General features: G+C 71.4%; 15 protein-coding genes. 2 read left to right on the top strand and 13 right to left on the bottom strand.

Translation table 11 applies throughout. The features are described from left to right. Nucleotides 1-15: 15 nt before the first annotated feature. The 4 genes from BLR04_RS23000 to BLR04_RS22985 are packed head-to-tail and all read right to left on the bottom strand — an operon-like array spanning nt 16 to nt 4,584. Nucleotides 16-1,206 carry an ABC transporter substrate-binding protein gene (locus BLR04_RS23000; RefSeq protein WP_090768894.1) on the bottom strand — a complete coding sequence of 397 codons (1,191 nt, stop codon included), beginning with the start codon at nt 1,204-1,206 and terminating at the stop codon, nt 16-18. Further along, the gene (locus BLR04_RS22995; protein WP_090768892.1) at nt 1,193-2,143 is read right to left on the bottom strand and encodes an ABC transporter permease; all 951 of its coding nucleotides are present in this window, start codon (nt 2,141-2,143) and stop codon (nt 1,193-1,195) included. The genes BLR04_RS23000 and BLR04_RS22995 overlap by 14 nt, the downstream gene beginning before the upstream one ends. Beyond that, nucleotides 2,140-3,153, bottom strand: a complete 1,014-nt coding sequence (locus BLR04_RS22990) for an ABC transporter permease (RefSeq protein ID WP_090768890.1) — start codon at nt 3,151-3,153, stop codon at nt 2,140-2,142. The genes BLR04_RS22995 and BLR04_RS22990 overlap by 4 nt, the downstream gene beginning before the upstream one ends. Next, nucleotides 3,154-4,584 (bottom strand): sugar ABC transporter ATP-binding protein, encoded by a 1,431-nt coding sequence (locus BLR04_RS22985; RefSeq protein ID WP_176903242.1) that lies wholly within the window; start codon nt 4,582-4,584, stop codon nt 3,154-3,156. Nucleotides 4,585-5,109: 525 nt separating this feature from the next. Between BLR04_RS22985 and BLR04_RS22980 the strand changes: the two genes are divergently transcribed. After that, on the top strand, nt 5,110-5,850 hold the full coding sequence (locus tag BLR04_RS22980; RefSeq protein WP_218129116.1) for a FadR/GntR family transcriptional regulator: 741 nt from the start codon (nt 5,110-5,112) through the stop codon (nt 5,848-5,850). 60 nt (nt 5,851-5,910) lie between these two features. On the opposite strand, the gene BLR04_RS22975 is transcribed toward BLR04_RS22980, so the two are convergent. Genes BLR04_RS22975 through BLR04_RS22960 form a run of 4 tightly spaced genes read right to left on the bottom strand, consistent with a single transcriptional unit; the run spans nt 5,911 to nt 10,150 of the window. After that, entirely contained in the window at nt 5,911-7,062 is a 1,152-nt protein-coding gene (locus tag BLR04_RS22975) for a mandelate racemase/muconate lactonizing enzyme family protein (RefSeq protein WP_218129115.1), read from the bottom strand. A gap of 25 nt (nt 7,063-7,087) precedes the next feature. After that, nucleotides 7,088-7,915: a carbohydrate ABC transporter permease gene (locus BLR04_RS22970; protein ID WP_090768883.1), complete on the bottom strand. Its 828-nt coding sequence runs from the start codon at nt 7,913-7,915 to the stop codon at nt 7,088-7,090. Further along, nucleotides 7,915-8,898: a carbohydrate ABC transporter permease gene (locus BLR04_RS22965; protein ID WP_218129114.1), complete on the bottom strand. Its 984-nt coding sequence runs from the start codon at nt 8,896-8,898 to the stop codon at nt 7,915-7,917. The genes BLR04_RS22970 and BLR04_RS22965 overlap by 1 nt, the downstream gene beginning before the upstream one ends. Before the next feature lie 4 nt (nt 8,899-8,902). Continuing rightward, nucleotides 8,903-10,150, bottom strand: a complete 1,248-nt coding sequence (locus tag BLR04_RS22960; protein WP_218129113.1) for an ABC transporter substrate-binding protein — start codon at nt 10,148-10,150, stop codon at nt 8,903-8,905. A gap of 248 nt (nt 10,151-10,398) precedes the next feature. On the opposite strand from BLR04_RS22960, the gene BLR04_RS22955 reads away from it, so the two are divergent. Next, a complete protein-coding gene (locus BLR04_RS22955; protein ID WP_245740423.1) occupies nt 10,399-11,088 on the top strand; it encodes a FadR/GntR family transcriptional regulator in 690 nt (229 codons plus the stop codon). Between the two features lie 73 nt (nt 11,089-11,161). On the opposite strand, the gene BLR04_RS22950 is transcribed toward BLR04_RS22955, so the two are convergent. Genes BLR04_RS22950 through BLR04_RS22930 form a run of 5 tightly spaced genes read right to left on the bottom strand, consistent with a single transcriptional unit; the run spans nt 11,162 to nt 26,766 of the window. After that, on the bottom strand, nt 11,162-12,067 hold the full coding sequence (locus BLR04_RS22950; protein ID WP_090768875.1) for a TauD/TfdA family dioxygenase: 906 nt from the start codon (nt 12,065-12,067) through the stop codon (nt 11,162-11,164). A gap of 2 nt (nt 12,068-12,069) precedes the next feature. Beyond that, nucleotides 12,070-13,365, bottom strand: a complete 1,296-nt coding sequence (locus tag BLR04_RS22945) for an MFS transporter (RefSeq protein WP_090768873.1) — start codon at nt 13,363-13,365, stop codon at nt 12,070-12,072. Beyond that, nucleotides 13,340-17,227, bottom strand: a complete 3,888-nt coding sequence (locus BLR04_RS22940) for a non-ribosomal peptide synthetase (protein ID WP_090768871.1) — start codon at nt 17,225-17,227, stop codon at nt 13,340-13,342. The genes BLR04_RS22945 and BLR04_RS22940 overlap by 26 nt, the downstream gene beginning before the upstream one ends. After that, nucleotides 17,224-26,556 (bottom strand): non-ribosomal peptide synthetase, encoded by a 9,333-nt coding sequence (locus BLR04_RS22935; protein ID WP_090768869.1) that lies wholly within the window; start codon nt 26,554-26,556, stop codon nt 17,224-17,226. Before BLR04_RS22935 ends, BLR04_RS22940 begins: the two co-directional genes overlap by 4 nt. 3 nt (nt 26,557-26,559) lie before the next feature. Next, entirely contained in the window at nt 26,560-26,766 is a 207-nt protein-coding gene (locus BLR04_RS22930; protein ID WP_090768867.1) for an MbtH family protein, read from the bottom strand. Nucleotides 26,767-26,783: the final 17 nt, after the last annotated feature.

Genomic DNA, 26,783 nt, shown 5'->3' with positions numbered 1-26,783 from the left:
GCGAGCCGATCAGCTCTACTTGCCGCCCCAGCCCTCAGGGAACCCGGGCAGGTCCTCACAACCGCACAGCGCGTAGTGCAGCGGCGGCATGTCGGGCTTGAGGTAGGCCGACAGGCTCTCGCTGGTGACCTTCGGCTGCGGCAGGTTCCACATCTCGGGCACCTCCTCGCCCTTGAGGATCTTCAGAGCGGCGATGACCGGGGTGCGCCACTGGTAGGTCGGGTATGTGGGTGCGACGGCGGTGAGGTTGGCGTCCTTCCACTTCTGCAGGAAGTCCTGCTGGTCCTCGCCGTTGATCGGCGGCACCGGCTGGCCGGCGTCCTCGAACGCCTCGATCGCGGCCACCGCCGTGGCGCCGGCGTCCATCCAGACGCCGTCGATCTTGCCGTGCCGCTGGATGTAGTCGCTGACGATGCTCTTGGTCTTGACGGCGTCGCCGTCGGTGAACTCCACCCCCACCACCTGGAGGCCGCTCTTGTCGAAGACCACCTTCGCCGCCGACCAGCGGGTCTCCAGCACGTCCACGCCGGGCAGGATGCGCAACGCCAGTACCTTCCCGCCCGCCGGCACCTTCTCGACCAGGAACTCGGCCGCGTCGGCGCCGAAGGCGTAGCCGCCGATGGGCTTGATGAACGTCACCGGGCAGTCCGTCTCCACGCCCCGGTCGAACACGATGACGGGCACCTTCTCGCAGGCGGCCGTCACGGCGGGGGTGAGGGTCGCCGTGGTGTTCGGCGAGACGATCAGCGCGTCACAGCCCTTGGCCTGCAGCTCGGCGATGTCGGAGATCTGCTTGTCGTCCTTGCCCTCGGCGTCGAGCGCGGTGAACTCCTCGATCTCCTTGTGCAGGCCCACCTCGGCCTGCATCGTCTTCCAGCCGACCTGACGCCAGGGGTTGTTGACGGCCGCGTTGGAGAAGCACAGGTGGTACGGCCCGTCCTTCTTGTACTGCGCCGTGTCGATCATCTTCGGGGCGATGGCCTGCTCCCAGGGCTTGGCCTCGGGGCCCTCGGGTGTCTGGGAGCGCATGGCCAGCTGGGCGTCGAAGTCCGCCTGGACGAAGAACTTCGACTGCGCGCCCGTGCCGGAGCCTGGAGCACTCGTGGCGGGCGTCGCCTGTGGGGCTGTGGCCACCGGTGCGTCGGTGGTGCAGCCGGCGAGGACGAGCGCGGCGAACGCGGCGACTGCGGCCTTATGACGCGGCATGTGCGTCTCCTCTTCGGGGGGTGGACTTCCGGGGAAGTCGGATGACTCCCGCCGCGACCGCGGCGATGATGATGACGCCCTGCACGGTGTACTCCAGCGCCCCCGAGATTCCGTACAGGTTGAGCAGGGTGAACAGCGCCTCCAGCGTGACGGCCCCGGCCATGGCGGCCAGCACGGAGCCGCGGCCGCCGCCGAGCACCACGCCGCCGAGGACGACCGCGGTGATGGCGGAGAACTCCAGACCCTGGCCCACCTGGGCCGAGACCCCGGCGAAACCGCCGAGCAGGATCGCCGCGACGGCGGCGGACAGACCGGAGAGCATGAAGGCGAAGACCTTGACCCGATCGACCCGGACCCCGGACAGCGCCGCGGCACGTTCGTTGTCACCGGTGGCCATGAGGATCTTGCCGAAATCGGCGCGCATGAGCCAGATCGCCGCCCCGCCCAGAACCAGCAGGATCAGCACCGACCACGGCAACGGCCCGAGGCCGCCGCGACCGAACGCCCGGAAGCCTTCCGACAGCGCGCCACGCGGCGCGCCGCCGGTCCAGAGGAAGACCGCTCCGCTGAGGACGAGCAGCATGCCGAGCGTCACGATGAACGACGGCACCCGCAGCTTGGTGGTGACCACGCCGTTGACCAGCCCGACGAGCAGCCCGACGGCGATCAGCAGGGCGAGGACCGGCCAGGTGGCGGACTCGTCGCCGTCGATGAGCCGCGCGGCGATCACCACTTCGGCCGTCACCAGCGAGCCGACCGACAGGTCGAACTCGCCGGAGACGATGACGAAGTACTGTCCCGCGGCGAGGATCACCAGCGGCGCGGCCCGTTTGAGGAACGCCAGGAACCCGGCCGGCTCCAGGAAGAAGGGGTTGACGACGGCGATCGCGGTGAGCAGCACCACGAGAACCGCGAGGATGGGAAGTGCCCGCTTCATGCCGACCGCCTCGTTCCGCGCCGGGCGTAGACGGCCACCGCGATGACGATGACCACGCCGCGGACCACGTCCTTGGCGAAGGAGTTGACCTCGAGCTGGTTGAAGATGGTGTCCAGGACTGCCAGCAGCAGGACCCCGCCCACGGTTCCGGCGACCCCGCCCTTGCCTCCGGCCAGCGCGGTCCCCCCGAGCACCACCGCGGCGATGGATTCCAGGTCGTAGCCGCCGTCGGTGCCCACCGTGGGTGTCCCCGCCCCGAGCCTGGCGGCCAGCAGCAGACCCGCGATGCCGGCGCAGAGCGAGCAGAGCACGTGGGTGATCACGGTGACGCGGGCGGTACGGACCCCGGACAGCCGGGCCACCTCCTCGTTGCCGCCGACCGCGTAGATCCGGTATCCCAGCCGGGTCCGGCTCAGCAGGAACCAGGCCACGACGGCCACGCCCGCCCAGAGCATGGCGGACACGGGGATCGGCCCGACGCGGGAGTATCCGAGGACCTGGAACGACGCGGGCACCTCGCCCGCCGGGCCGTCGTACAGGTGGTCGACGATGCCTTTGATGATCAGGCCGACGCCGAGTGTGGCGATGAAGGCGTGGACCTGGAGCCTGGTGATGACCAGTCCGTTGACCAGTCCCACCAGCGAGCTGATGACCAGCACCGCGGTGACCGCCGGCCAGATGTTCCCGTCCTGGCCCGCCATGATCTCTGCGGCGACCAACGAGGTCAGGCTGATCAGGTACGCCACGGACAGGTCGAGCGACCCGGCCAGGATCACCAGCGTCTGCCCGATCGCCACGATGCCGAGGGCCGCGGAACGCTGCTGGATCCCGACGACGCTTTCCATGGTGAGCAGCTGACCGCCGTCGAACGCGACGAGGGCCCAGCCGACCGCGACCAGCCCAAGCAGCGCGAGGAACACCACCTGCGTGGGTTCGCGCAGGTGGGCCGCCAGGCCGCCGTGCGCCCGGCTGCGGCGGGCGGGGCGGCGGACGCGCGTGCGCAGGTCCATTCAGGCCCCCTCTCCTGCGGCCAGGCGCATGACGGCCTCCTCGGAGGCCCCGGCCGGCAGCGTGCCCGCGATGCGGCCGTCGCGCAGGACGACGACGCGATCGCTCATGCCGATGAGCTCGGGCAACTCGGAAGAGATCATCATGATGGCCATGCCGTCGTTCGCGAGTTCGCGCATCAGGTCGTGGATCGCGGCCTTGGCCCCGACGTCGACCCCCCGGGTCGGCTCGTCGAACAGCAGCACCCGCGGCGCCATCGTCATCCATTTGACGAGCACGACCTTCTGCTGATTGCCGCCGGACAGGTAGCGGACCTCCTGTTCCTGGCGCGCGGCTGGGAGGCGTACCCGTTCGAGCAGGTCGCGGACGCCGGCGCGGTTCCCGGCGCGCACCGCGCGGGCGACGAGCAGGGCGTTGTCACGCACGGACTGGCGCAGCACGAGCCCTTCGGCCTTGCGGTCCTCGGTGACGAGCCCGATGCCCATGGCCACGCCTTCGCGGACCGAACGCGGGCGCGAGGGGGTCATCTCGCCCGCGGTGAACGGCTCGGCGCCGAAGATCGCTTTGGCGAGCTCCGACCTGCCGGACCCCTGGAGGCCCGCGATGCCGACGATCTCACCGGCACGCAGCTCCAGGTCGATGTCGCGGAGCTTGTCGTTGCCTGCTCCGCGCAGGCTGAGCCGTACCTCGCCGGCGGCCGCCGAGCGGGGCGGGAAGTAGGTGCCGAGGTCGCGGCCCACCATCAGGCGGATGAGTTCGTCGGGGGTCACCTCGCCGATCGGGAGCGTGGTGACGCGCGAGCCGTCCTTGAGCACGGTGACCCGGTCGGCGAGGTCGAACACCTCGCGTAATCGGTGGGAGATGTAGACGACGGCGACGCCGCGTTCCCGCAGCCGCCCGATCAGCCGGTAGAGCAGCTCGACCTCGTGCTCGGCGAGCGCCGCGCTGGGCTCGTCCATGACGACGAGCCTGGCGTTCATCGACAGCGCCTTGACGATCTCGACGATCTGCTGCTGGGCCACCGGCAGGCGCTTGACGAGGTCGCGAGGGCCGAAGGGGTCCTCGCCGAGCTCGTCGAGCAGCCGCGCGGTCGCCTCCTCCATGGCGGCCCGATCGACCAGGCCGCGCCTGACGGGCTCGCGGCCGAGGAACACGTTCTCGGCGACGGTGCGCTCGGGCAGCAGGTTGAACTCCTGGTAGATGATCGCGATGCCGGAGCGCTGCGCCTCGAGCGGATGGCCGAGGGAGACGGGCGTGCCGTCGATCTCGATCGTGCCCTCGTCCGGGGCGTGCACCCCGCAGATGATCTTCATGAGGGTGGATTTGCCGGCGCCGTTCTCGCCGACGACGGCGTGGACCTCGCCGGCCGCCACATCCAGGTCCACCCCGGACAGCACCCGTACGCCCAGGAAGCTCTTGCCTATGCCGCGCATGCTCAGCACGAGGTCCGCCCTTCCGCCCGGGCGGACGTGAGCGCGGCGCCGACACAGTCGCGGAAGCGGTGGGCGTGGAGATGGCCGGCCTGCCCCATGAAACCTGTCCCGATGAACCCCGCTCCGGGGCAATCGAAAAGTTTCAGGCTTGGATGCCTCATGATGCGGGATGCTAGGCGGGCTTAAATCGAAGGTCAAGCAAAAGTTCGTACCGGTACGACATAAAGTGGGGACGCCGCCGAAAAATGTCGTGCCGATACACGGAACTGATCCGTCGCCCGTACCGAATCCCTGGTCGAGAGCCTCCCCGAGGCTCTGTTGAATGGGACATCAGGGTAATTATGACGGCAAAGAGCGTACTTATGCTTGACCATCGGCATAACGAATCCAGGGCGGCCATCGTCAAAGCGGCGGCGGTCACTCTTGATGAGCCGTTCGGATGAGTCGTACTCATCGGGGGTGCTCGGGCGGGAAATGCCAGCTCATCAGTCATACTCTTGCGGGGAACGGCGAGGAGGAAGCACGGTGACCGACGCCCCGCGCGAAAGCGGATACCGGCCGGGCTACGAGGTGGCCGCCGAGCAGGTGCTGGAATTGATCGTCCAACTCGGCCTGAGCCCGGGCGACCGCATGCCCACCGAGAACGAGCTGGCCCGGCAACTGGGCACGAGCCGCACCGTGGTCCGCGAGGCGGTCAAGATCCTCTCCGCGCTCGGCCGCGTACGCGCCCAGAAGGGCCGCGGCCTGTACGTGGCCGACGACGAGGGGATGTTCGGCACCGGGCGCCGGGGGTCGTTCTTCCTCCCGACCGACCTCGACCACGTCTACATGCTGTTCGAGTTCCGCCGGGCGCAGGAGATGGAGACCAGCCGGCTGGCCGCCCGCCGCGCCACCCCCGGCGAGCTGAGGGCCATCGAAGAAGCGGCCGGCGTGTGCCGCCACGGCTTCGACACCGGACGCGAGGCGTTGTTCAACGAGGGGGACGACGCCTTTCACGCCGCCATCGCCACGGCCTCGCACAACATGTTCCTCCAGGTCGCCGTGCGGGAGGCCCGTAGGCTGCAGGCGCAGTCGAGCCTCATCGGCCTGCGCGGCTCGGTGGGCGGGCACGCCACCAAGGCCGTCGAGGAGCATGACGCCATCTACCAGGCCATCCGCGCCGGCGATCCCGAAGCGGCCGCCCGGTCCGCGGCGACGCACATCGACAACACCCTCGACGACTACCGCAAGGAGATCCAGCAGCGCCTCTTCTTCTCGTCGCACTGATCCGGCGTTCTCCGGCCGGGGCGCGGGCGGCGGCGGCCGTCAGCCGCGGCAGGCTTCGCCTCATCCCCGGGACCGCGTCGAGGAGGAGCCGCCGGTGGCCGCCAGCAGCCGTCGTCCGGCGTCCTCCGGCCGGATGTTGGGGCTGCCGGCCGCCCTGGCGTCCGGCAGCCGGGTGATCGCGTTGATCGCCTGCTCGTCGACCGTGATGCCGATGCCTGGCGAGTCGCCGAGGACGAACGCGCCGTCCTCGACGTGCAGATCAAGGGACAGTCCGAACGGCGGGTGCAGATCCTGCAACTCGCTGGCCAGGTGGTTGGGCACCGACGTCGCGGCGTGCAGCAGCGCGACGGGCGTGGCCCCGATCGGACTGACCGGCAGCTCGTGGGCGTGCGCCAGCGCGGACACCCGGAGGAAGTGGGACACCCCCCAGACGACGGCCGTCTGGACGATGTCCACGGCCCCCGCGGCCAGCAGCGGACGGAACTGCTCAAGCCCGGTGAGGTTCTCCCCCGTGGCGACGGAGGCGCGGATCCCGCGACCGACCACGGCCAGGCCTTCGGCGTCCCATCGCCGCACCGGCTCTTCGATCCAGGTGAGATCCAGCGTGCGTTCGAGCTCACAGACGTGCCGGACCGCCTGCTTGCGGGTCCAGGCCTCGTTCACGTCGAGCATCAGACTCGGCCGCGCTCCGCGCCCCGCCTTGGCCAGGACATCCCGTACCAGAGTCAGGCGGTGCCGGTCGCGTTCGATGTCGAGGCCACCCTTGATCTTGGCCGCACGCAGGCCGTGCTGGGCGTAGACCTGGTAGGCGGAGACGAGTTCGTCGTCGGTCAGGCCGATGTCGAGGCCGGAGGCGTAGGCGGGCACCTCCCGGTCGCGTCCGCCGAGCAGGCGCCAGAGCGGCTCACCGGCCACCTGTGCCTTGATGTCCCACAGGGCGGTGTCGAGTGCGCCGATCGTCCCGAACACGGCGCCGGCATGGCCCGCCTTGAAGGTCCGCCGCAGCATGCGGTCGTAGAGCGCCGTCACGCCACGCGGGTCCTCACCCTCGATCGCGGAGAAGACAGTCTCGATCTCCACGTGCGGCCCGAGGCCGACACCGGTGATCCCCTCGTCGGTGTCCACCATGACGAGCGGCACCGGCACGACTCCGTCGGCGAAGACGCCGTTGACGTCACCGACGGGACGGCCCCATTCCTGGATCGTCGTCATGGTGCGATACCCCGTGATACGCATGTCAGCCCTTCGTGGAACCGGCGGTGACGCCGTCGGCGATCTGGCGCTGGAGGAACAGGTACATCATCAGCAGAGGCACTGCAGCGATCAGTACCCCCGAGGCGAAGGTGGGGATGTCGTCGGAATACTGTCCGCGCAACGCGTTGACCCCGACCATGAGGGTGCGATGCTCCGGCGACGGCATCATGAGCAGGGCGATGAGCACGTCGTTCCAGCAGAACAGGGCGTCGAGGATGCCGACCGACAGCAGCGCAGGAACGCCCAGCGGGAGCATGATGCGCCGGTACACCCCGTACACCGTGTTGCCGTCGATCCTGGCCGCGTCCACGATCTCCCGCGGAATGGTCCTGTAGTGACTCGTCATCAGGAAGACGGTGAACGGGAGGAACTGGGCGACGTAGGCCAGGATCAGCCCCGGATAGGTGTCGACGAGCCCGCTGTCGGCCATGACCCTGGTGAGCGGGACCATGATCACCTGGAACGGGATGAACAGCCCCGCGAGGCAGCCCAGGAAGATCACCGAGGAGCCGCGGAACCGCAGCTGAGCCAGTGCGAAGCCCGCCATCGACCCCAACAGCAGCATCAGGGCCACGGCGCATGCCACAACGACGAACGAGTTGACGAAGTACCGCGCCATTCCGGCTCCGGCCCACGCCTCGGCGAGGTTGTCCCAGCTCAGGGAACCCGCCGGGGAGAACCGGTCGAGGATGTAGTCGCGACGGGACTTCATCGCGACGTTGGCGGTGAACACGAGAGGATAGATCGTCGCCAGCGCGAGACCCGCCATCGGAACGGCGGCCGCCCATCTGGCCAGACGCATCCCGGGCATCAGTCCTGCCTCCCTGCGCGACGGATCAGGGTGATCTGCAGGAGCCCCACCACGAGCATGACGACGAAGAGGACCGTCGAGGCGGCCGAGGCGAGCGCCGGCCGGTTCAGCTGTCCCTGCTGGTGCCAGATGTAGTACTCCGGCAGGTAGGTGGTCCCTTCCGGGCCCCCGCTGGTCATGACGAAGAGCAGGCCGAACATGGAGGTCAGCATTCCGATCATCGTCGTCACGAAGACGAACTGAATGGTGCGGGTCAGGCTCGGGATGATCACGTGCCAGATGGTCCGGCCTAGCGACGCGCCGTCCACGCGGGCGGCGTCCAGCAGTGAGGCGTCCAGGGTGCTGAATCCCGCGAGGAACACCACCAGGGCCATCCCGAACGTCGCCCAGACGTGCACGCCGGTGACCGTGAACATGGCGATGCCCGGATCGCCGAGCCAGTCGACGGGACCGGCGCCGATCACAGCGAGGACGGAGTTCAACGGGCCGTCGTACCCGAGCATGAGATTGAAGATCGCGCCGACGATCACCGGTGAGAGCACGGCCGGGAAGAAATAGACGCTGCGGTAGACCCGGTGACCCGGCACGCGCAGATAGATGAAGGTCGCGAGCAGCCCCGGGATCGCCACGGCCAGGGGAAGCAGCAGCACCAGCAGTCCGACGTTGCGCATCGACGTGCGGAACAGCGGGTCGCCGGCCAGCTCCAGGTAGTTGCCCAGCCCGACGGCAGTTCCGTTGAGCTCGCCGTCACCTGTGAAGGAGAAGTTCACTCCCAGGGCCAACGGCCACAGCCGCAGCGCCACGATGATCAGTACGGCCGGGGCCACCAGCACGTAGGGCGCGAGGCGCTCGGCGCGGGCCCTACGAAAGGACTGCCGGGTTGCCGTACGGGTGGCGCGGCGTCCCGGCTGCTTCACTGCTGCCCCGCCGGCCCGCTCCGAGTCGGCGGGGCGGGCCGGCGGCGACGGGCCTCCGGTCGGCACGCGGTCAGCCCGTCCGGTCGGAGGCGGCCAGCTGCTCCAGCGCCTCGTCCACGGTGGTCGACCCGCTCAGGAGCTGCTGGGACAGTCTTCCCATCACGTCCAGGGTCTTGGACGACAGCGCCACGTGCAGGGCGGGCTTGCCGGCCTTGATCTCGGAGGTGATCGTGGCGACGGCCGGGCCGGCCTGCCCGACGTCGATCGTCGTGTCGGACGCGATCGCGCCGGCCTTGACGTAGAACGTCGTCAAGGCGTCGGTCGAGGTCAGGGATCGCACCAGATCGGCGGCCAGTTCCGGGGCCTTGGTCCACTTCGCGACCGCGTAACCGATGCCGCCGTCGTACGGAAGGCTCGGGGTGGATCCGTCGGTGACGACCGGGGCCTGCATGACGCCGATCTTGTCGGGCGGCAGGAACTCCTCGAAGTCCCGCCAGTGCGCGATGTCCGACATCAGCCCGATGATGTGAGCGGCCTCGCCGGTCTCGAAGACTCGGAAGATGTCGTTGAACATCGCGGTGGAGTTGGCGCCCTTGCTGTTCAGTCCCTTGTCGCCGGCCTCCTTCCACAGCTCGAAGATCCGCCTCACCCGAGGAGAGGTCCAGTCGCGCTTGCCTGCGATCCAGTCGTCGTACTCCTGGGGCGTCAGGACGCCGGATCCGAGGCCCGACAGGAAGAACTGGATCCCGATGCCTTCCTTGTTGCCGAGCGCGAAGCACGCGGCCCCGGTCGCCTTCTTGATGGCGGCGCAGCCGCTGACGAACTCGTTCCATGTCCTGGGCGGGTCGGCGGGGTCGAGGCCGGCCTTCTCGTAGAGCGTCTTGTTGTAGTAGATCGGGTGCCCCTGCAGGGTCACCGGTGCGGCGTAGACCTTGCCGTCCTTGGTGAAGGCTTCCCAGCCCGCCAGCCGGCTCCTGTCCTCGGCCACGTACGGGTCCAGCGGAAGGAGCGCGTCGACCCGGTCACGGATCTGCCCACCTCCGTTGAACAGCATGACGTCGGGTCCCTTGCTGGCCTGGATCGCCGTGCCGAGCAGGGTGTAGTACTGGTCGAACGGCTGGGCGACGAACTCGACGGCGACATCAGGATGCCGTTCGGCGAAGTCCGCCTTCGCCTTGTCGATGTAGTCGGCGGCGGCCGGTTCGCCGGACTTCCAATCCCAGACCACGAGTTTTCGCTGGTTCTGCTGCGCGTCCCCGGACGGCGAGTCCGTCCGGCTCGCGCTGCCGCAACCGGTCACGGCCAGTGCCGCGACCATCAGGGCCGACCATAACGCTCGGTGCTTCATCGCTACCCGCTTTCCGGGAGCGGCCGCCGGATCCGGGCCGTCTGCGGCCGAACATAATTCGTATGACGTCTGACGGCAAGAGGCTGGCGTATACTGACCCGGGTGACGCTGTCACCTGCCAGGCCACCGGAGGCGCCATGACGGCATCGCAGGAAACAGCCGACAGTGTCCCGGCACCACCGGCCTGGGCGCGGCGCCCGGCGAGTCTCGCGAGAGCGGTGACCGCCGAGTTGGTGGAGCGCATCGTCCGCGGAGTGCACCCGCCGGGGACCCCGTTGCCGCCCGAGCCCGCGCTGTGCGCGGCGTTCTCCGTGAGCCGCACCGTCGTGCGGGAGGCGGTGAAAATTCTGCAGGAGAAAGGACTCGTACAGGTCCGCCAAGGCTCCGGCACCATGGTGACCCCACCGGCGACGTGGGACATGCTCGACGAGCTCGTCCTCACCGCGACCATCGCCGAGGACGAAAGCCTGGCGATTCTCGACGACCTCGTCGTCACGCGGCGCGTGCTGGAGTCCGACATGGCCAACGTCGCCGCCCGCCTGGCCGGGCCGGACGTCGTGGATCAGCTACGCGCCCTGGTGGATCAGATGGACGAGCTCGTGGACGACCCGGTCACGTACGCCGAGAGCGACCGCGCCTTCCACGACACCATCATGCGGACGTCCGGCAACCGCATCGCTCGCGGCGTCGTACGGTCGCTGGAAGGCCAGGTCGTCAACACCGCCCGATACCTGGGCCGGACCGAGCGGGATCTGTGCGTGGCCTCGAACCTCGGCCACCGCCGCATCTACGAGCGCATCGCCGCGCACGACCCCGACGGCGCCGCCGAGGCGATGTTCCAGCACATCACCGAGGCCTGGATCGTCCGCCGCAGCGGAACGGCCGACCCCGTACGCCTGCAGCGCTAGCGCGGGGGGCACGGATCAGGGCGAGGGCGCCTCGGACGGTTCGATCCGGGTGGGGCGTCGGGGCCGACACCGTTCAGATCATCGACACCAGGATCCTTCTCGGGCCGGTGTAGGCGTGGCGGCCGTGCATGACGAGGAGGTTGTCGATCATCATGACGTCGCCCTGCTGCCACGGGAAGAAGCACTCGTTCTGTTTGGCGACGTCGCGGACGTGCTGGAGGTCGGCCACGTCCAGTGGGGTCCCGTCGCCGTAGGTGGCCTGGAGGGGCAGGTCCTCGTCGGTCTCCGCCATCTCCAGCAGGGCCTCGGCCTCGTCGTCCGGGAGGTTGGAGACGTGCCACTGCTCGGCCTGGTTGAACCAGACCTCCTCGCCGGTGACGGGGTGCCGCCGGACGGCCGGGCGGGCCTGACGTACGCGGAGCTCCTCGTCGTCGGTCCAGCGGAACTCCGCGCCGGTCCCCGCCAGGGCCTGCTCCACCTCGGCCCGGTCGGTCGTCTCGTACGTGTCCTGCCACGACTTGCCGAAGCCGAACCCCCCGTGCAGGTTCTGCAGGTAGGCGACGCCACGGCCGGCGAAGCGCTCGCGGACCTCGGGGGCGAGGCCGGCCAGCACGGCCCGCGAGTCGGAGACGGGCGTCGCGCCTCCGGTCCCGGGGGCCTGGTCGCAGTAGAAGAACAGGCGCGAGGGCCAGCGGTGGGCGTACGACAGCTCGTTGTGCAGGGAGATCTCGTACTCCGCCGGGTACTCGGTGGAGGTCCACACGCCGGTCTGCACGGCCGTGCGGGGGGAGTTGCCGTGCCGGTAGTCGGTGAACGGTTCGCCGAACGTGCCGACGAACCGGTGGAAGTCGGCGGGTGAGGCGAGGCCGAGCCCGCGGAACAGCACGGCGCCGTACCGCATGAGCAGTTCGTCCGCGGGACCGCGCGCGGCGTCGTCGAGGACGGCGATCGTGGTCGCGCCTGAGGTGATCCTGTTCATGGTCAGTGCTCCTGCGGTTCCGGCATGCCCTTGGTCTTGAGTACGGGTGACAGCGCGAGCACGAAGATCGGGACGACCGCGCCCGCCGCGCAGATCAGCAGCGTGGCCCGCATCCCGATCCCGGCCGCGAGCAGGCCCGTGAGCAGGGCGCCGAGCGGGGCGAGGCTGAGGGCGACGGCCCGCTGTGAGGCCATCACCCGGCCCTGCAGCTGCTGCGGGGTGGCGCCCATGCGCAGCGTCGCGCTCGCCACCATCGCGATGGGCCCGGTGATGCCCAGCAGGAACTGGGTGGCTCCGATCATGACGAGGAGCAGCCAGGTCGGCCCGGTGGCCAGCGCGACGAGGAACAGCGAGAGGTTGCCGACCACGGTGGGCCAGAAGAAGGCCGGGCCGATGCCGATCCACTTCATCGACCGCGTGGCCAGCAGCGACCCGAGGATGGCGCCGGGGCCGCCGACGGCCAGCAGGATGCCGAGCCAGTACGGGCTGAGGCCGAGCCCTTCGACCATCCAGAGCGGCAGCAGCACCTCGATGCCGGTGTAGAAGAACATGTAGCAGCCGGCCGCGAGCACGCTGGGCCTGATCAGCCGGTCACGCCACACCCAGCGCAGGCCCTCCGCGATCGAGGAGAACACGCTCGGCCGGTCCCCTTCCGAGGAGGGCTCCGGCTCCGGCTTGCGGATCAGCGCGCAACTGACCGCGGAGACGAGGAACGTCACCACGTCGACGACCAGCACGAGGGCCGCGGCGAACACGCTGACCAGGGCGGATCCGATGCTGTTGCCGGCGATCCTCGAGACGGAGTTGCTCAGCTGCAGCTTGGCGTTGCCGTCGCCGAGGTGCTCGCGCCCCACCAGGAACGGCAGGTGCGACATGTTGGCGACCTCGAAGAACACGAACATCGAGACCGAGAAGAAGGTGATCGTGCCGAGCCAGAAGAGCGTGAGCGTCCCCGTGAGGTACATGACGACGATCAGGAAGAGCAGCAGGGCGCGGCCGACGTCCGCGGCGATCATGGTGGGCCGCTTGCGGAACCGGTCGGCCCAGAACCCGGCGAACAGGAACAGCAGGAACGGCAGGCGGCTGACCGCGCCGAGCGTGCCCACCTCGGCCTCGTTGGCGCTGAGGATGACGATCGCCACCAGCGGCATGGCCACCACGGTGATCTGGCTGCCCAGCTGCGAGGTGGTGTAGCCGAGCCAGAGCTTGAGGAAGTCCCGGTTCTTCCACAGGGACGGGGGCTTGTCTACGGCTGGTGCGGGTGCCGGTGTCTCAGTGGTCGGCGTGTCCGAGGCCACGGTCCATCCACCTCCTCCATTCGTGGGCGGTTCTGGTGACGTAGGGCTCGTACAACGCGCTGAAGCGGGCGCCGGGGATGGGCCCGGTGTCCAGGCCGGGGACGATCGGCCGCCAGCCGTAGTCCTCGTCGGCGGGCGCGTCGTCCTCTTCTGGGATCAGCAGGACGGCGGGCCCGTCGTAGACGTCGTGCCGGTAGCGGCCCACCGCGTGCGCGTTGGCGCGGAAGACCTCCACGTAGCGCTGGATCTGGTCGAGGTCGTCGGTCTCGGTCCGCAGCTGCCCTTCCTTGGTGGCCGCGTTGACGATCCGCAGCAGGCGCTCGGCCGGTTCGAGCCGGCTGAGCTCGCGCGGGTCGAGCGAGGTGGCGCCGCCGGCGAGCGCGTGCACCATCAGCGCGGTGTCGTCCTCCAGGGTCGAGCCGACCACCGGCTCGTCCGCCGAGGACCAGGCGAGGAAGACGTACGGCACCGACGCGCCGGACGCGCGCAGCCGACGGGCCACTTCGAGGGCGATGTTCCCGCCGATGCAGAAACCCCCCAGGAAGTACGGCCCTTCCGGGGCGATCTCGCGGATGTAGCCCGCGTACGACTCCGCCATCTCGTCGATCGAGGTGTGCACGGGGTCGCCCGCGGTGAGTCCGTGTGCCGGGATGGCGTACACCGGCTGGTCCTCGCCCAGGTGCTGGGCGAGCGGCCGGTAGCGGAACACCTGCCCGCCGAGTGCGTGGACGAGGAAGAGCGGCGGACGCCTGCCCGTGGTGCGCAGCGGGACGACCCGGCCGCGCGACACCGGGTTGTCGCCCTCGTCGGCGAGCGCCTCGACGAGCGACGCCACGGTGGGGGCGGCGAGGACCGTCGCCACCGGGACCTCGCGGTCGAGCTCCTGGCGCATGCGCAGCGCCAGGCGGAGCGCCAGCAGCGAGTGACCGCCGAGGTCGAAGAAGTCGTCACGGATGCCGACCCGCTCGACCCCGAGGATGTCGGCCCAGATCTCGGTGAGGGTCCGCTCCAGGTCGTCCCGGGGAGGTTCGTACGGGGCGCGGGACGCCGGCGCCGGGTCGGGGAGCGCACCGCGGTCGAGCTTGCCGTTGGCGGTGACCGGTAAGCGTTCGAGCTCGGTGAACGACGCGGGGATCATGTGCTCCGGCAGCCGTTCGCGCAGGAACCCGACCAGATCGTCCGCCCGGCCCACCACGTACGCCGCCAGCACGTCGCCCGCCGTCCGTACGGCCGCGGCCTGCACCTCGGGGTGCCGGACGAGGACCGCCTCGATCTCACCCAGCTCCACCCGCATCCCGCGGACCTTGACCTGGTCGTCCATCCGGCCCAGGTAGTCGACCTCGCCGTGCGGCAGCCACCGCGCCAGGTCACCGGTGAGGTACAGCCGCGACCCCGGCGGGCCGTACGGGTCGGGGACGAACCGTTCGGCGGTCAGGCCGGGCCGCCGCACGTACCCCTCGGCCACCTGGACGCCGCCGATGCACAGCTGTCCTGCCGTGCCGACGGGCACCCGCCGCAGGTCGGCGTCCAGGATCTCGATGCGCGTGGCCCGGACGGGCGCGCCGATCGGGGTCCGCTCCTCCCCCACCCGGCACGGGTGCCAGGTGACGTCCACCGCCGCCTCGGTCGGCCCGTACAGGTTGTGCACCTCCACGCCGGGCCATCTCTGATGGACGCGGGCCACGAGCGCGCTCGGCAGCGCCTCCCCCGAGCACACCACCCGCCGCAGGGACGGCACCGCGAGGTCCGGCACCTCCATCACCGCGTCCAGCATCGACGGCACGAAATGGACGACCGACACGCGCTCGCGCCGCATCAGCGCCACCAACGCCGGCGCGTCCAGGTGCGCGCCCGGTGGCGCGACCACCAGGCCGGCGCCCTCCACCAGCGGCCAGAACAGCTCCCACACCGACACGTCGAACGTGAACGGCGTCTTCTGCACGACCCGGTCGTCCGCTCCGAGCGGGAACGCCTCCCCCATCCAGGCCAGCCGGTTCGCGATGGCACGATGCGAGACCACCACGCCCTTCGGCCGCCCCGTCGACCCCGACGTGTAGATGACGTACGCGGGCGCTTCCTGAGGAACGGCCACCGGCTCGTGCGCAGCGTCCTGCGCGGTGGCGGAGACGGTCTCCACCTGGTCGAAGCGCTCCGGCGCCTCGGTGATCACGACCCGTGCCCCGGTGTCGGCCACCATGAACGTCAGCCGCTCGTCCGGGTACTCCGGCTCCAGCGGCAGGTAGGCGCCGCCCGCCGCCATCACCGCGTGCACGGCGACCACCAGGTCCACGCCGCGCGGCAGGCACACCCCCACCACGTCGCCCAGCCGCACCCCCCGCTCACGGAGGGCGGAAGCCAGCGCGCTCACCCGTGCGCCGAACTCCGCGTACGACAGCCACACCCCGTCGCCGCCGCAGACGGCGGGGGCGTCCGGCGTCGCGGCCACCTTCCGCGCCACGGCCTCGGGCAGCGACACGAACGGGTGCGCGGGGCCGGTCGCGTTCCACTCCTCCAGCGCCGCCACGTCCCTGGCGAGGAGCTCGGCGGCGCCGCGCGGGTCGCCCGCCGAGTCGGCGGCGATCGCGGTGAAGACCTGGTGGTAGTACTCGCCCATGCGCAGGACCTGGTCCGCGGAGAACTGGGTGACGTCGTACTTCAGCTTCAGTTCGAGCTCGCCGCTCTGCGGCGACCACGTGAAGTTGGCCGAGAGCGGCAGGTTGGTCTGCTCGAAGAACTCGCTCTCCATGACCTCGATCGGGCCGCCGGGGCCGAGGTCGCGGTAGACGTGGAAGTCGCGGTAGTCGAAGAGGACGTCGATCACCGGCGACCGGTCGGTGAGCCGCTGCATCTCGAACAGCGGGTAGAGCCGGTGCGGCAGGAGGGCCACCTCGGCGTCGAAGACCTTCTTGACGAGCTCCTGCCAGGTGCCCTCGTCCGTCCGCACCCGGACGGGAACGCTGTTGAGGAACAGGCCGAGGACCTGCTCGGCCGCCTCGTGCTCGGGCCTGCCGTGCGTGACCAGGCCGGTGACGGCGTCGGCGTCGCCGGTGAGCAGTGCGAGCACGCGCAGGTGGCCGGTGAGCAGCACGGTCCGCAGCGGCACCCTGGCCTGGCGCGCCACCTGTTGGAGCGCCGCCACGAGCGGCTTGCCGAGGGGTACGGCGTGCGCCGTCGTCTCTTCCGCGTCCCCCGTGCGGTAGCCGGGCAGCCGGGGCAGCGTGGCGGCCGGCGCGTCGGCCAGCACGTCCCGCCAGAACCGCCCGGTCCCGGCGGACGCCACCGCGGCCTTCTCCCTGGCGACGAAGTCACGGAAGGTCAGCTTCGGCGCCTCACGCGGCCCCGCCGGCTCTCCGGCGAACCTGGCGGCGTAGCGGCCGAGCAGTTCGGTCACGAGCGTGGCCACGCTCCAGCCGTCGAGGATCGCGTGGTGGAAGCTCAGGGTGAGCGCGAACCGTTCCGGCGCGAGGTGGTGGACGACGGCGCGGAAGAGCGGCGCGGCCTCCCAGTCGAACGGCCGCCGCTTCTCCTCCTCCCGCCAGATGCCGAGCCGCTGCCGCGGGTCCTCGAACCCGGACAGGTCGATCTCCTGCACGGGCGGCTCGACGTCGTCCCAGACGAGCTGGATCGGCTCGTCGAACCCGGTCAGGTCGAACGAGGTCCGCAGGACGGGGTGCCTGGCCATGACGTCGGCCAGCGCCGACCTGAACACCTCGCTCCGGTACGTGCCGCGCAGCATCAGGGTGAAGACGTCGTGGTAGGTCGCGGAGTCGTCCTGGTAGGCGCTGTGGAAGAGCATGCCAGCCTGCAGCGCGGTCAGCGGGTAGGCGTCCTCCAGCCCGGTCACGGAGTCTGTCGCCGTCAACGCCTGCCTCCTCGGAATCGCCGCTTGAGCCGATCGAGATCCGCCGAGCCGAGCAGGCCGAACGCCTGGCTGCCCGTGCTCTCGTCGGTGTCGCCGAGGCTGATCGCCCTGGCCAGTTCGCGTACCGTCTGGTGGATGAAGACGTCCTCGAGCTTGAGGGTGTAGCCGCGGGCCCTGAGGCGCGCGACGATCTTGAGTGATCTGATGGAGTCGCCGCCGAGGGCGAAGAACCCGTCGTGGGCGCCCGGCGGCGCGATGTCCAGCACCTCGGCCCAGACCTCGGCGACCGCCTGTTCGGCCGCGCCGCTCGGCTCCTCGTACGGCACGCCCGCCGGGGCCTCGGGCGTGGGCAGGGCCGCGCGGTCGAGTTTGCCGTTGGCGGTGACCGGCAACCGCTCCAGCACCGTGAACCAGGACGGGACCATGTGCTCGGGCAGCTGCGCGCGCAGATACCCCTTCAGCTCCTCCGCGTCCGGCTCGCCGACGACGTACGCGGCCAGGCCGCCGCCGTACGGCCGCACCACGGCCGCCGTGACCGACGGGTGCCCGGCCAGCACCGCCTCGACCTCGCCGAGCTCCACCCGCATCCCGCGGATCTTCACCTGGTGGTCGATGCGGCCGAGGTAGTCGACCTCGCCGTCCGCCGACCAGCGCGCCAGGTCACCCGTCCGGTACAGCCGCGAGCCCGGCGGCCCGTAGGGATCGGGGACGAACTGCCGCGCCGTCAGCGCCGGTCTGCCGACGTAGCCGTCGGCCAGGCCGACTCCGGCGATGCACAGCTCGCCCGCCGCGCCCAGCGGGACCCGCCGCAGGTCCTCATCGAGGACCTCCAGCCGGATGCCCCGGATCGGGGCGCCGATCGGGGTGCGGGTCTCGCCCGGCACGCACGCGTGCCGGCTGACGTCGACCGCCGCTTCGGTGGGCCCGTACAGGTTGTGCAGTCGTGCGTGCGGGATCCGCTCGGAGAACCGTCCCGCCAGCGACGGCGGCAGCGCCTCACCCGAGCACACCACGCGCCGCAGCGACGGCACGTCCAGGACGGGCTCCTCCAGCAGCGCCTCCAGCATCGACGGGACGAAGTGCACCATCGTCACCTCGTGCCGGCGGATCAGCTCGATCAGGGCGGACGTGTCGCGATGCGCATTCGGGGCCGCCACCACCAGCCCCGCGCCGGACATCAGCGGCCAGAACAGCTCCCACACCGACACGTCGAACGTGAACGGCGTCTTGTGCAGCACCCGGTCGCCGGGCTCCAGCGGGAAGGCCTCGCCCATCCACACGAGCCGGTTCGCGATCGCCCGATGCGGGACGACCACGCCCTTCGGCCGCCCGGTCGAGCCCGACGTGTAGATCACGTACGCCGGCGCGCTCTCCGGGACCGGCACGCGTCCAGGCTTCCCTTCGGCCGCCGGAGCGACCGTGTCGCACCCGGCGAAACGCTCAGGTTCCTCGGTGATCACGACCCGCGCCCTGCTGTCCGTCACCATGAACGCCAGCCGCCGGCCGGGGTCGCCGGGGTCGAGCGGCAGGTACGCCGCTCCCGCCGCCATCACGGCGTGCACGGCCACCACCAGGTCGACACCGCGCGGCAGGCACACGCCGACCACGTCCCCCAGCCGCACGCCACGCTCACGCAGGGCTCCGGCCAGCGCGTTCACCCGGCCGCCGAACTCGGCGTACGTCAGCCACGTGCCGTCGGGGCCGCACACCGCGGGCGCGTCCGGCGTCGCGGCCACCCGGGCGGCCACCGCGTCCGGCAGCGACACGAACTCCCGCGCCGTCCCCGTCGCATTCCACTCCTCCACCGCGGCCACGTCCCTGGAGAAGAAGGAGAGACCGGAGACGGGCGCGTCGGGGTCGTCCACGGCCGCGGCGAGCAGGGCGACGAAGTGCTCGGCCACGCGCTCGATCACGTCGGCGTGGAAGAGGTCGGTGCGGTACTCGAAGATGCCGCCCAGCTGCCCGGGGAAGCGCTGGAGGTGCAGCGAGAGGTCGAACTTGGCGGTCGTGGTGTTCGCCGACACCCACTCGACGTCGAGCTCTCCGGCCCGCAGCGCCGGCCGTTCCGTGTCCTCCAGGCTGAGCATGGCCTGGACCAGCGGCGTGCTGCCCAGGTCGCGGCGCGGCTGCAGGTCCTCGACGAGCGCCTCGAACGGGACCTCGGCGTTGGCGAAGGCGTCCAGCGTGGTGGTCCTGGCCTGCTGGATCAGCTCGCGGAAGGTGGGGTCTCCCGAGCAGTCGGTACGCAGCACCAGCGTGTTGAGGAAGAACCCGATCAGGTGCTCCAGCTCCGGCCTGGGCCGTTCGGTGGTCGGCGTGCCGACGGAGATGTCCCGCTGCCCCGTGTGCCGGGAGAGCAGGACGGCGAAGGCGGCGAGCAGCACCATGAACAGTGAGGCGTTCTCCTCGGCGCCCAGCGCCCGCAGCCGCACGGAGACCTCACTCGGGATCATGAACGGGACGTTGCCCCCGTCGTGACCGCGTCGGGCCGGACGTGGCCTGCTCGCGGGGAGTTCGAGGCGTTCCGGCATGCCGGCCAGCCGCTCGCGCCAGTAGGCCAGCTGGGTGTCCCGCAGCTCGCCCTCCACCCGGGCGCGCTGCCAGGCCGCGTAGTCGGCGTACTGGACCGGCAGCTCCGGCAGCGACGCGGCCCTGCCCTCCGACAGCGCCGCGTACAGCTCGCCCAGCTCACGGGCGAACAGCACCGCCGACCACGCGTCGTTCACCACGTGGTGCACCGTGACCAGCAGCTGGTGATCACGCTCGCTGTGCCGGACGACATGCGCCCGCAGCGGCGGCTCGGCCGTCAGGTCGAAGCGGCGGCCCGCCTGCTCCAGCAGGAACGGACGAGCATCGGGAAGCTCCACCACCTCGAACGGCACCACAGGCTCGGCCGCCACCGACACCAGCACCTCGTCATCCACCTGCACGAACCGCGACCGCAGCACCTCGTGCCGCTCGGCCAGCGCCAGCAACGCGCGCTCCAGCACCCCCACGTCCAGGGGGCCGCGCAGCCGCAGCCAGACCAGGGTGTTGTAGACGGCGCGCCCGGTCTCCAGCTGGTCGAGGAACCACAGCCGGCGCTGTCCGTACGACACGGGCAGCAGCCCGCCACGGGGCAACGGCAGCACCTCGGGCACCGGGGCCGCTGTCGTGCGCCGGGCGGCGGTGATGCGCTCGGCCAGGGCGGCCACGGTGGGCGCCTCGAACAGGGCCCGTACCGGCAGCTCGATCGCGAAGGCGGCCCGCAGGCGGGTGACCATCCTGATCGCCAGCAGCGAGTGTCCGCCGAGCGTGAAGAAGCCGTCGTCACGCCCCACAGGACCGGTCTGCAGCACCGACTCGAACAGCGCCGCCACCGAGTCCTCCACCGGGCCGCGCGGCGCCTCCCGCACCGGCCCGGCCGCAGCCCCCGGCTCTGGCAGGGCCGACCTGTCGAGCTTGCCGTTGGCGTTGGTCGGGAGCTCGTCCAGGAACGTGACGGTGGTGGGGACCATGTGGTCGGGCAGCCGCTCGTGCAGGAGGGCGCGGAGTTCGGCGGGTTCCGGCGGGACGTCGCCCGACGGCACGACGTACGCGGCGAGCACCCCGCGTACGGGCTGCACCACCGCGGTGCGGACGGCCGGGTGCTCGGCGAGGAGCGACTCGATCTCGCCGGGTTCGACCCGCATGCCGCGGATCTTCACCTGGTCGTCCATCCGGCCGAGGTAGTCGACCTCGCCACCGGGCAGCCACTTCGCCAGGTCGCCGGTGCGGTAGAGGCGGGCGCCGGGCGGGCCGTACGGGTCGGGCGCGAACTGCCGCGCCGTCAGCCCCGGCCGGCCGGCGTACCCCTCGGCCAGGCCGATGCCCGCGATGCACAGCTCGCCGGGGGTGCCGATGGGCGTCCTGCGCAGGTCGGCGTCGAGGATCTCGATCCTGATGCCCCTGATCGGGGCGCCGATGGGGGTGTGCGTCTCGCCCGGCTCGCACCGGTGCCAGGTCACCTCGATGGCGGCCTCGGTGGGGCCGTACAGGTTGTGCAGCTCGACGCCGGGCAGCCGGGCGTGCAGGCGAGCGGCGAGCACGGCCGGCAGCGCCTCGCCCGAGCAGATCACCCTGCGTACGGAGGGCAGGTCCAGCACGGGCTCGTCCAGCAGCGCGTCCAGCATGGACGGGACGAAGTGGATGGTCGTGACGTCGTGCCGGGCGATGAGCCGGGCGAGCGCGGCCGGGTCGCGGTGCGCGTCCGGCGGGGCCACGACGAGGCCGGCGCCGGCGATGAGCGGCCAGAACAGCTCCCAGACCGACACGTCGAAGGTGAAGGTGGTCTTGAGCATGACCCGGTCGCCGGGCGTGAGCGTGAAGGCGTGGTCGGTCCAGGTCAGCCGGTTGACGATCGCCTCGTGGGAGACGAGGACGCCCTTGGGGGTGCCGGTTGAGCCGGAGGTGTAGATCAGGTAGGCGGGAGCCCTGGGCGGGATCGTCAGCTTCAACGGCTCGCCGTCGCCCGCCGTCTCCGGGCCCGTCGTGACGAGGCCGGGGAAGCGGTCCGGCTCCTCGGTGATCACGACCCGCGCCCCGCCGTCCGTCGCCATGAACGCCAGCCGCTGGTCGGGGTGGCCAGGGTCGAGCGGCAGGTACGCCGCCCCGGCCGCCACCACCGCGTGCACGGCCACCACCAGGTCGACGCCGCGCGGCAGGCACACGCCCACCACGTCGCCCAGCCGCACGCCCCGCTCGCGCAGGACCCGGGCCAGCGCGTTCACCCGGCCGCCGAACTCGGCGTACGTCAGCCACCTGCCGTCGGCGTCGCACACCGCGGGCGCGTCCGGCGTCGCGGCCACCCGCCGCGCCAGCAGCTCGGGCAGCGACGCGAACCCCTCCGGGGCGCCCGTGGCGTTCCACCGCTCGATCGTCGCGGTGTCGGCGGCGGTGAGCGCGGGAGCGGCGGACAGCCGCTGCTCCGGCCCGGCGGCCGCGGCGGCGAGCACCTCGGTGTAGAGGGCCGCGACGCGCTCGGCGGTGGCCGCGTCGAACAGGTCGGTGCGGTACTCCAGGATGCCGCCGATGCCGCCCGGCTCCCTGCGGAGGTAGAAGGTGAGGTCGAACTTGGCCGTCGAGGTGCCGACCGGACGCCACGCCATGCTCAGGCCGCCGGCGTCGACCGGCGGACGGTCGGCGTCCTCCAGGCTGAACAGGACCTGCACCAGCGGCGTCGCGCCGAGGTCGCGCTCGGGCCGCAACTCCTCGATCAGCGTTTCGAAGGGGACCTCGGCGTTGGCGAAGGCGTCCAGGGTGGTGGCCCTGACCTGCCGGATCAGCTCGCGGAAGGTGGGGTCTCCCGAGCAGTCGGTACGCAGCACCAGCGTGTTGAGGAAGCAGCCGATCAGCGGTTCGAGTTCCGGCCTTGGCCGCTCGGCGACGGGTGTGCCGACCACGATGTCGTCCTGGCCGGTGGCGCGGGAGAGCGCGACGGCGAGACAGGCGACCATGGTCATGAACAGCGAGGCGTTCTCGTCGGCGCCGAGGGTGCGCAGCCGCTCCACGACCTGCTCGGGGACGGTGACCGGGACGTTCGCGCCCTGGTAGTCGCGCAGGGCGGGGCGCGGCCGGTCGGCGGGGAGTTCGAGGCGTTCCGGCATGCCGGCCAGCCGTTCGCGCCAGTAGGCCAGCTGGGTGTCCCGCAGCTCGCCCTCCACCCGGGCGCGCTGCCAGGCCGCGTAGTCGGCGTACTGGACCGGCAGCTCCGGTAACGCAGCGGCCCTGCCCTCCGACAGCGCCGCGTACAGCTCGCCCAGCTCACGGGCGAACAGCACCGCCGACCACGCGTCGTTCACCACGTGATGCACCGTCACCAGCAGGTGGTGATCACGTGCGCTGTGCCGGACGACATGCGCCCGCAGCGGTGGCTCGGCCGTCAGGTCGAAGCGCCGGCCCGCCGCCTCCAGCAGGAACGGACGAGCATCGGGAAGCTCCACCACCTCGAACGGCACCACAGGCTCGGCCCGGACCGACACCAGCACCTCGTCATCCACCTGCACGAACCGCGACCGCAGCACCTCGTGCCGCTCGGCCAGCGCCAGCAGCGCCCGCTCCAGCACCCCCACGTCGAGAAGGCCCTTGATCCTGAGGCAGATGTGCGTGTTGTAGACGGCGGCGTCCGTCTCCAGCTGGTCGAGGAACCACAGCCGGCGCTGGGCGTAGGAGGCGGGCAGCAGCCCGTCGCGCGGCACGGGGGTGACCGGCGGGACCTGGTCGAGCCCGCGGCCACGGACGGCCGCCAGCCGCGCGGCGAGGCCGGCGACCGTGGGCGACTCGAACAGCGCCCGCGGCGGCAGCCCCGAGCCGAACGCCTTGCGCAGCCGTCCCATGAGCTTGATCGCCAGCAGCGAGTGGCCGCCGAGCGCGAAGAAGCCGTCGTCACGCCCCACAGGACCGGTCTGCAGCACCGACTCGAACAGCGCCGCGACCAGCTCCTCCACCGGGCCGCGCGGCGCCTCCCGCACCGGCCAGGACACCGCGCCCGGCTCGGGCAGCGCGGACCTGTCCACCTTGCCGTGCGCGGCCAGCGGCAGCGCGGGCAGCTCGACGAGGTGTGCCGGGATCATGTGGTCGGGCAGCCGTTCTGCCAGGTAGCCGCGCAGCTCCGCGGACGGGGTGGCGCCGACGACGTAGGCCGCCAGCGCCGGTTCTTCCTCGCCGGTCACCACCACCACGCAGTCGTCCACGGACGGGTGCGCGGCCAGGACGGCCTGCACCTCGCCCGGCTCGACGCGGTGTCCACGGATCTTGACCTGATGGTCGGCGCGGCCGAGGAACTCGATCGCGCCGCCGGGCAGCCGGCGCGCCCGGTCGCCGGTGCGGTAGAGCCTGGCGCCCGCGCGCCCGGAGAACGGGTCGGGCACGAACGCGGCGGCGGTCTGGCCGGGGCGGCCGAGGTAGCCGCGGGTGACGGTGACCCCGCCGACGCACAGCTCGCCGACCACACCGTCCGGGACGAGGCCCAGGTTCTCGTCGAGGATGTACGCCTCGGCGTGCGGCAGCGGATGGCCGATGGGGGTGACGACCCCGGCCCCGGCGGGCTCCTGGTCGCCCGCGAGGGCGAGCACGCCGACGGTGGTCTCGGTGGGGCCGTAGTGGTTGACGACGGCGGGAGCGCCCGGCAGCGCCCGCAGGCGGCGTACCCACTCCCAGCGGGACGCCTCGCCGCCGAGCACGAGCGTACGGCGGGGCAGCAGGTCGGCGACGCCGGTGTGCAGGGCGGCCAGGTGCGACGGCGTGATCTTCAGCAGGTCGATCCGGTCGTCGCGCAGGTGCTCGGCGACCCAGGCGGCGTCCGTGGCCTGGGCGCGGGGCACCAGGTACAGGGTGCCGCCGGTGAGCAGCGCGCCGTGGAAGACGGTGACGCCGAAGTCGAACGTCAGCGGCTGGAGCATCGACGACCGCAGCCCCGGCGCCAGCCCGAGCAGGCCGGTGACGCCCGCGACGTAGGCGGTGAGATGCCTGTCGGCGACGCCCACGCCCTTCGGCAGCCCGGTCGAACCCGAGGTGTAGATGACGTAGGCGAGCGTGTCGGGGTGCCGGATCACGTCGGGCGGCGTGTCCGGGTGGGCGGCGACGAGGTCGGCGTCCGCGTCGAGGTCGACGACGGGGACGTCCGTCGAGGGGACGTCCAGCCCCGACCTGGTCAGCACGGCCGTCGCGCCGGAGTCGGCGATCAGGTGGCGGAGCCGCTCCTGGGGGTGCTCCAGGTCGAGCGGCAGGTAGGCGGCGCCGCTCTTGAGCACGGCGAGCACGGCGACGGCGAGGTCGACGTCGGTGTCCAGGAGGATCGCGATGGGGGTGTCGGGGCGGGCCGTCCCCGCGAGGTGCCGGGCGAGCCTGCTGGACCTGCGGTCGAGCTCGGCGTACGTCAGGGTGCGGCCCGCGGCGTCGGCGACCGCGACCTGGTCCGGACGCGCCGCCACCTGGGCGGCGAACGTGTCGGTCACCGACGCGGTCACCGCGACGGGCTCCGCCGGCGCGGCGGCCCGCAGGAGGCGCTCCTCCTCGCCGGGCAGCAGGATCGGCAGCCGGTCGAGCGGGGTCGCCGGATCGGCCAGCGCGGCGTCGAGGAGACGCCGGTAGCGCTCGGCGAAGTGCAGCACCCACCGCTCGTCGAACAGCGCCCTGGCGTACTCGATCCGCCCGTCGATGCGGCCGTCCACCTCGGCCAGGTCGATCAGCAGGTCGACCTTCGCGGTGCCGTTGCGCAGCTGCCCGTTGGTGACCAGCGAGGGCAGCAGGTTGAACACGATCTGGTGCAGCGGAGCGCCGGCCCCCTCGGCGTGGTCGGGCCGCAGCTCCTCGACGAGCCGCTCGTACGGCACCTCGTCGTGGTCGAGCGCGTCGAGGACGGTGGCCCGCGCCCGCTCGACCAGCTCGCCGAAAGACACCTCGGGCGCGCAGTCGGTACGCAGCAGCAAGGTGTTGACGAAGTTGCCGATCAGCGGTTCGAGCTCGGGCAGCGGCCGCCCGCCCACGGGTGAGCCCACCACCACGTCGGCCTGGCCGGCCAGGCGCGCGAGCAGCGCCTTGAGCCCGGCCAGCAGCACCACGAACGGGGTCGTGCGGAGTTTCCTGGCCAGCTCGTGGCAGGCGCGTACGGTCTGCTCGGGCAGCTCGAAGCCCACGTCGCCGCCGGAGTGGCGGGAGACGTCCTGGTCGGGGGCGCGCGGCGACAGCCGCAGCGGTCCCGGCAGTTCGCCGAGTTGCTTGCGCCAGTAGCCGAGCTGGTCGGCCGGCTTGCCGCGCTCCCACTGGCCGCGCTGCCAGCCGGCGAAGTCGCCGTACTGGATCGGCAGCTCCGGCAGGCCGGACTCGCGCCCTTCGAGAGCGGCGAGGAACTCGTTCTGGAGGATGGCCACGGAGGCGGCGTCGAAGGCCACGTGGTGCACGGTGAAGAAGAGGTGGTCCGCCTCGCCGCCGGTGCGGATCAGCCGAGCCCGCCACAGCGGGGCGCGGTCGAGCGCGATGGCCTGGGCGGCCTCGGCGGCGCGCACCCGGGCCAGCTCGTCCTCGTCACGGACGTCGGTGACGGGGAGGTCGATCGGCACCTCGGGCTCGACGACCTGCACGAGCCCGCCGTCGCGCGCGGCGAGCCTGGTGCGCAGGATCTCGTGGCGGCCGACCACCCGCGCGAGCGCGGCGGTGACCTCGGCGGCGTCGCAACCCGGCGGGACCGGGGTGCCGAAGCCGATGTTGTACACGGCGAGCCCTGGTTCGAGCTGATCCAGGAACCAGAGCCGCTCCTGCGCGAAGGACGCGGGAAGTTCGTAACCGCCGGCGGGATCCAGGGGCGCGCTCACCGTCTAGCCGGCCCGTTCGGGTTCCTGCATGGCCTCGCGGAGGCTGCGTGGCCGCATGTCCGTCCACATTCGGTCAATGTAGTCGAGGCAGGCATTCCGGTCGCCCGTAAACCCTTCCGCCCGCCACCCAGCGGGAACTGGTCGGCCGGCGGACCAGATGGAGTACTGATCCTCGTCGTTGATTACAACCTTGTAGTCGTCCCCGGGCATTGGCACGCCTTCTCCCT

Source organism: Nonomuraea maritima (assembly GCF_900100395.1).
GTDB classification, from domain to species: domain Bacteria; phylum Actinomycetota; class Actinomycetes; order Streptosporangiales; family Streptosporangiaceae; genus Nonomuraea; species Nonomuraea maritima.
Note: the sequence above shows the minus strand (reverse complement) of the source record. Positions and strands in the feature narration are given on the sequence as shown.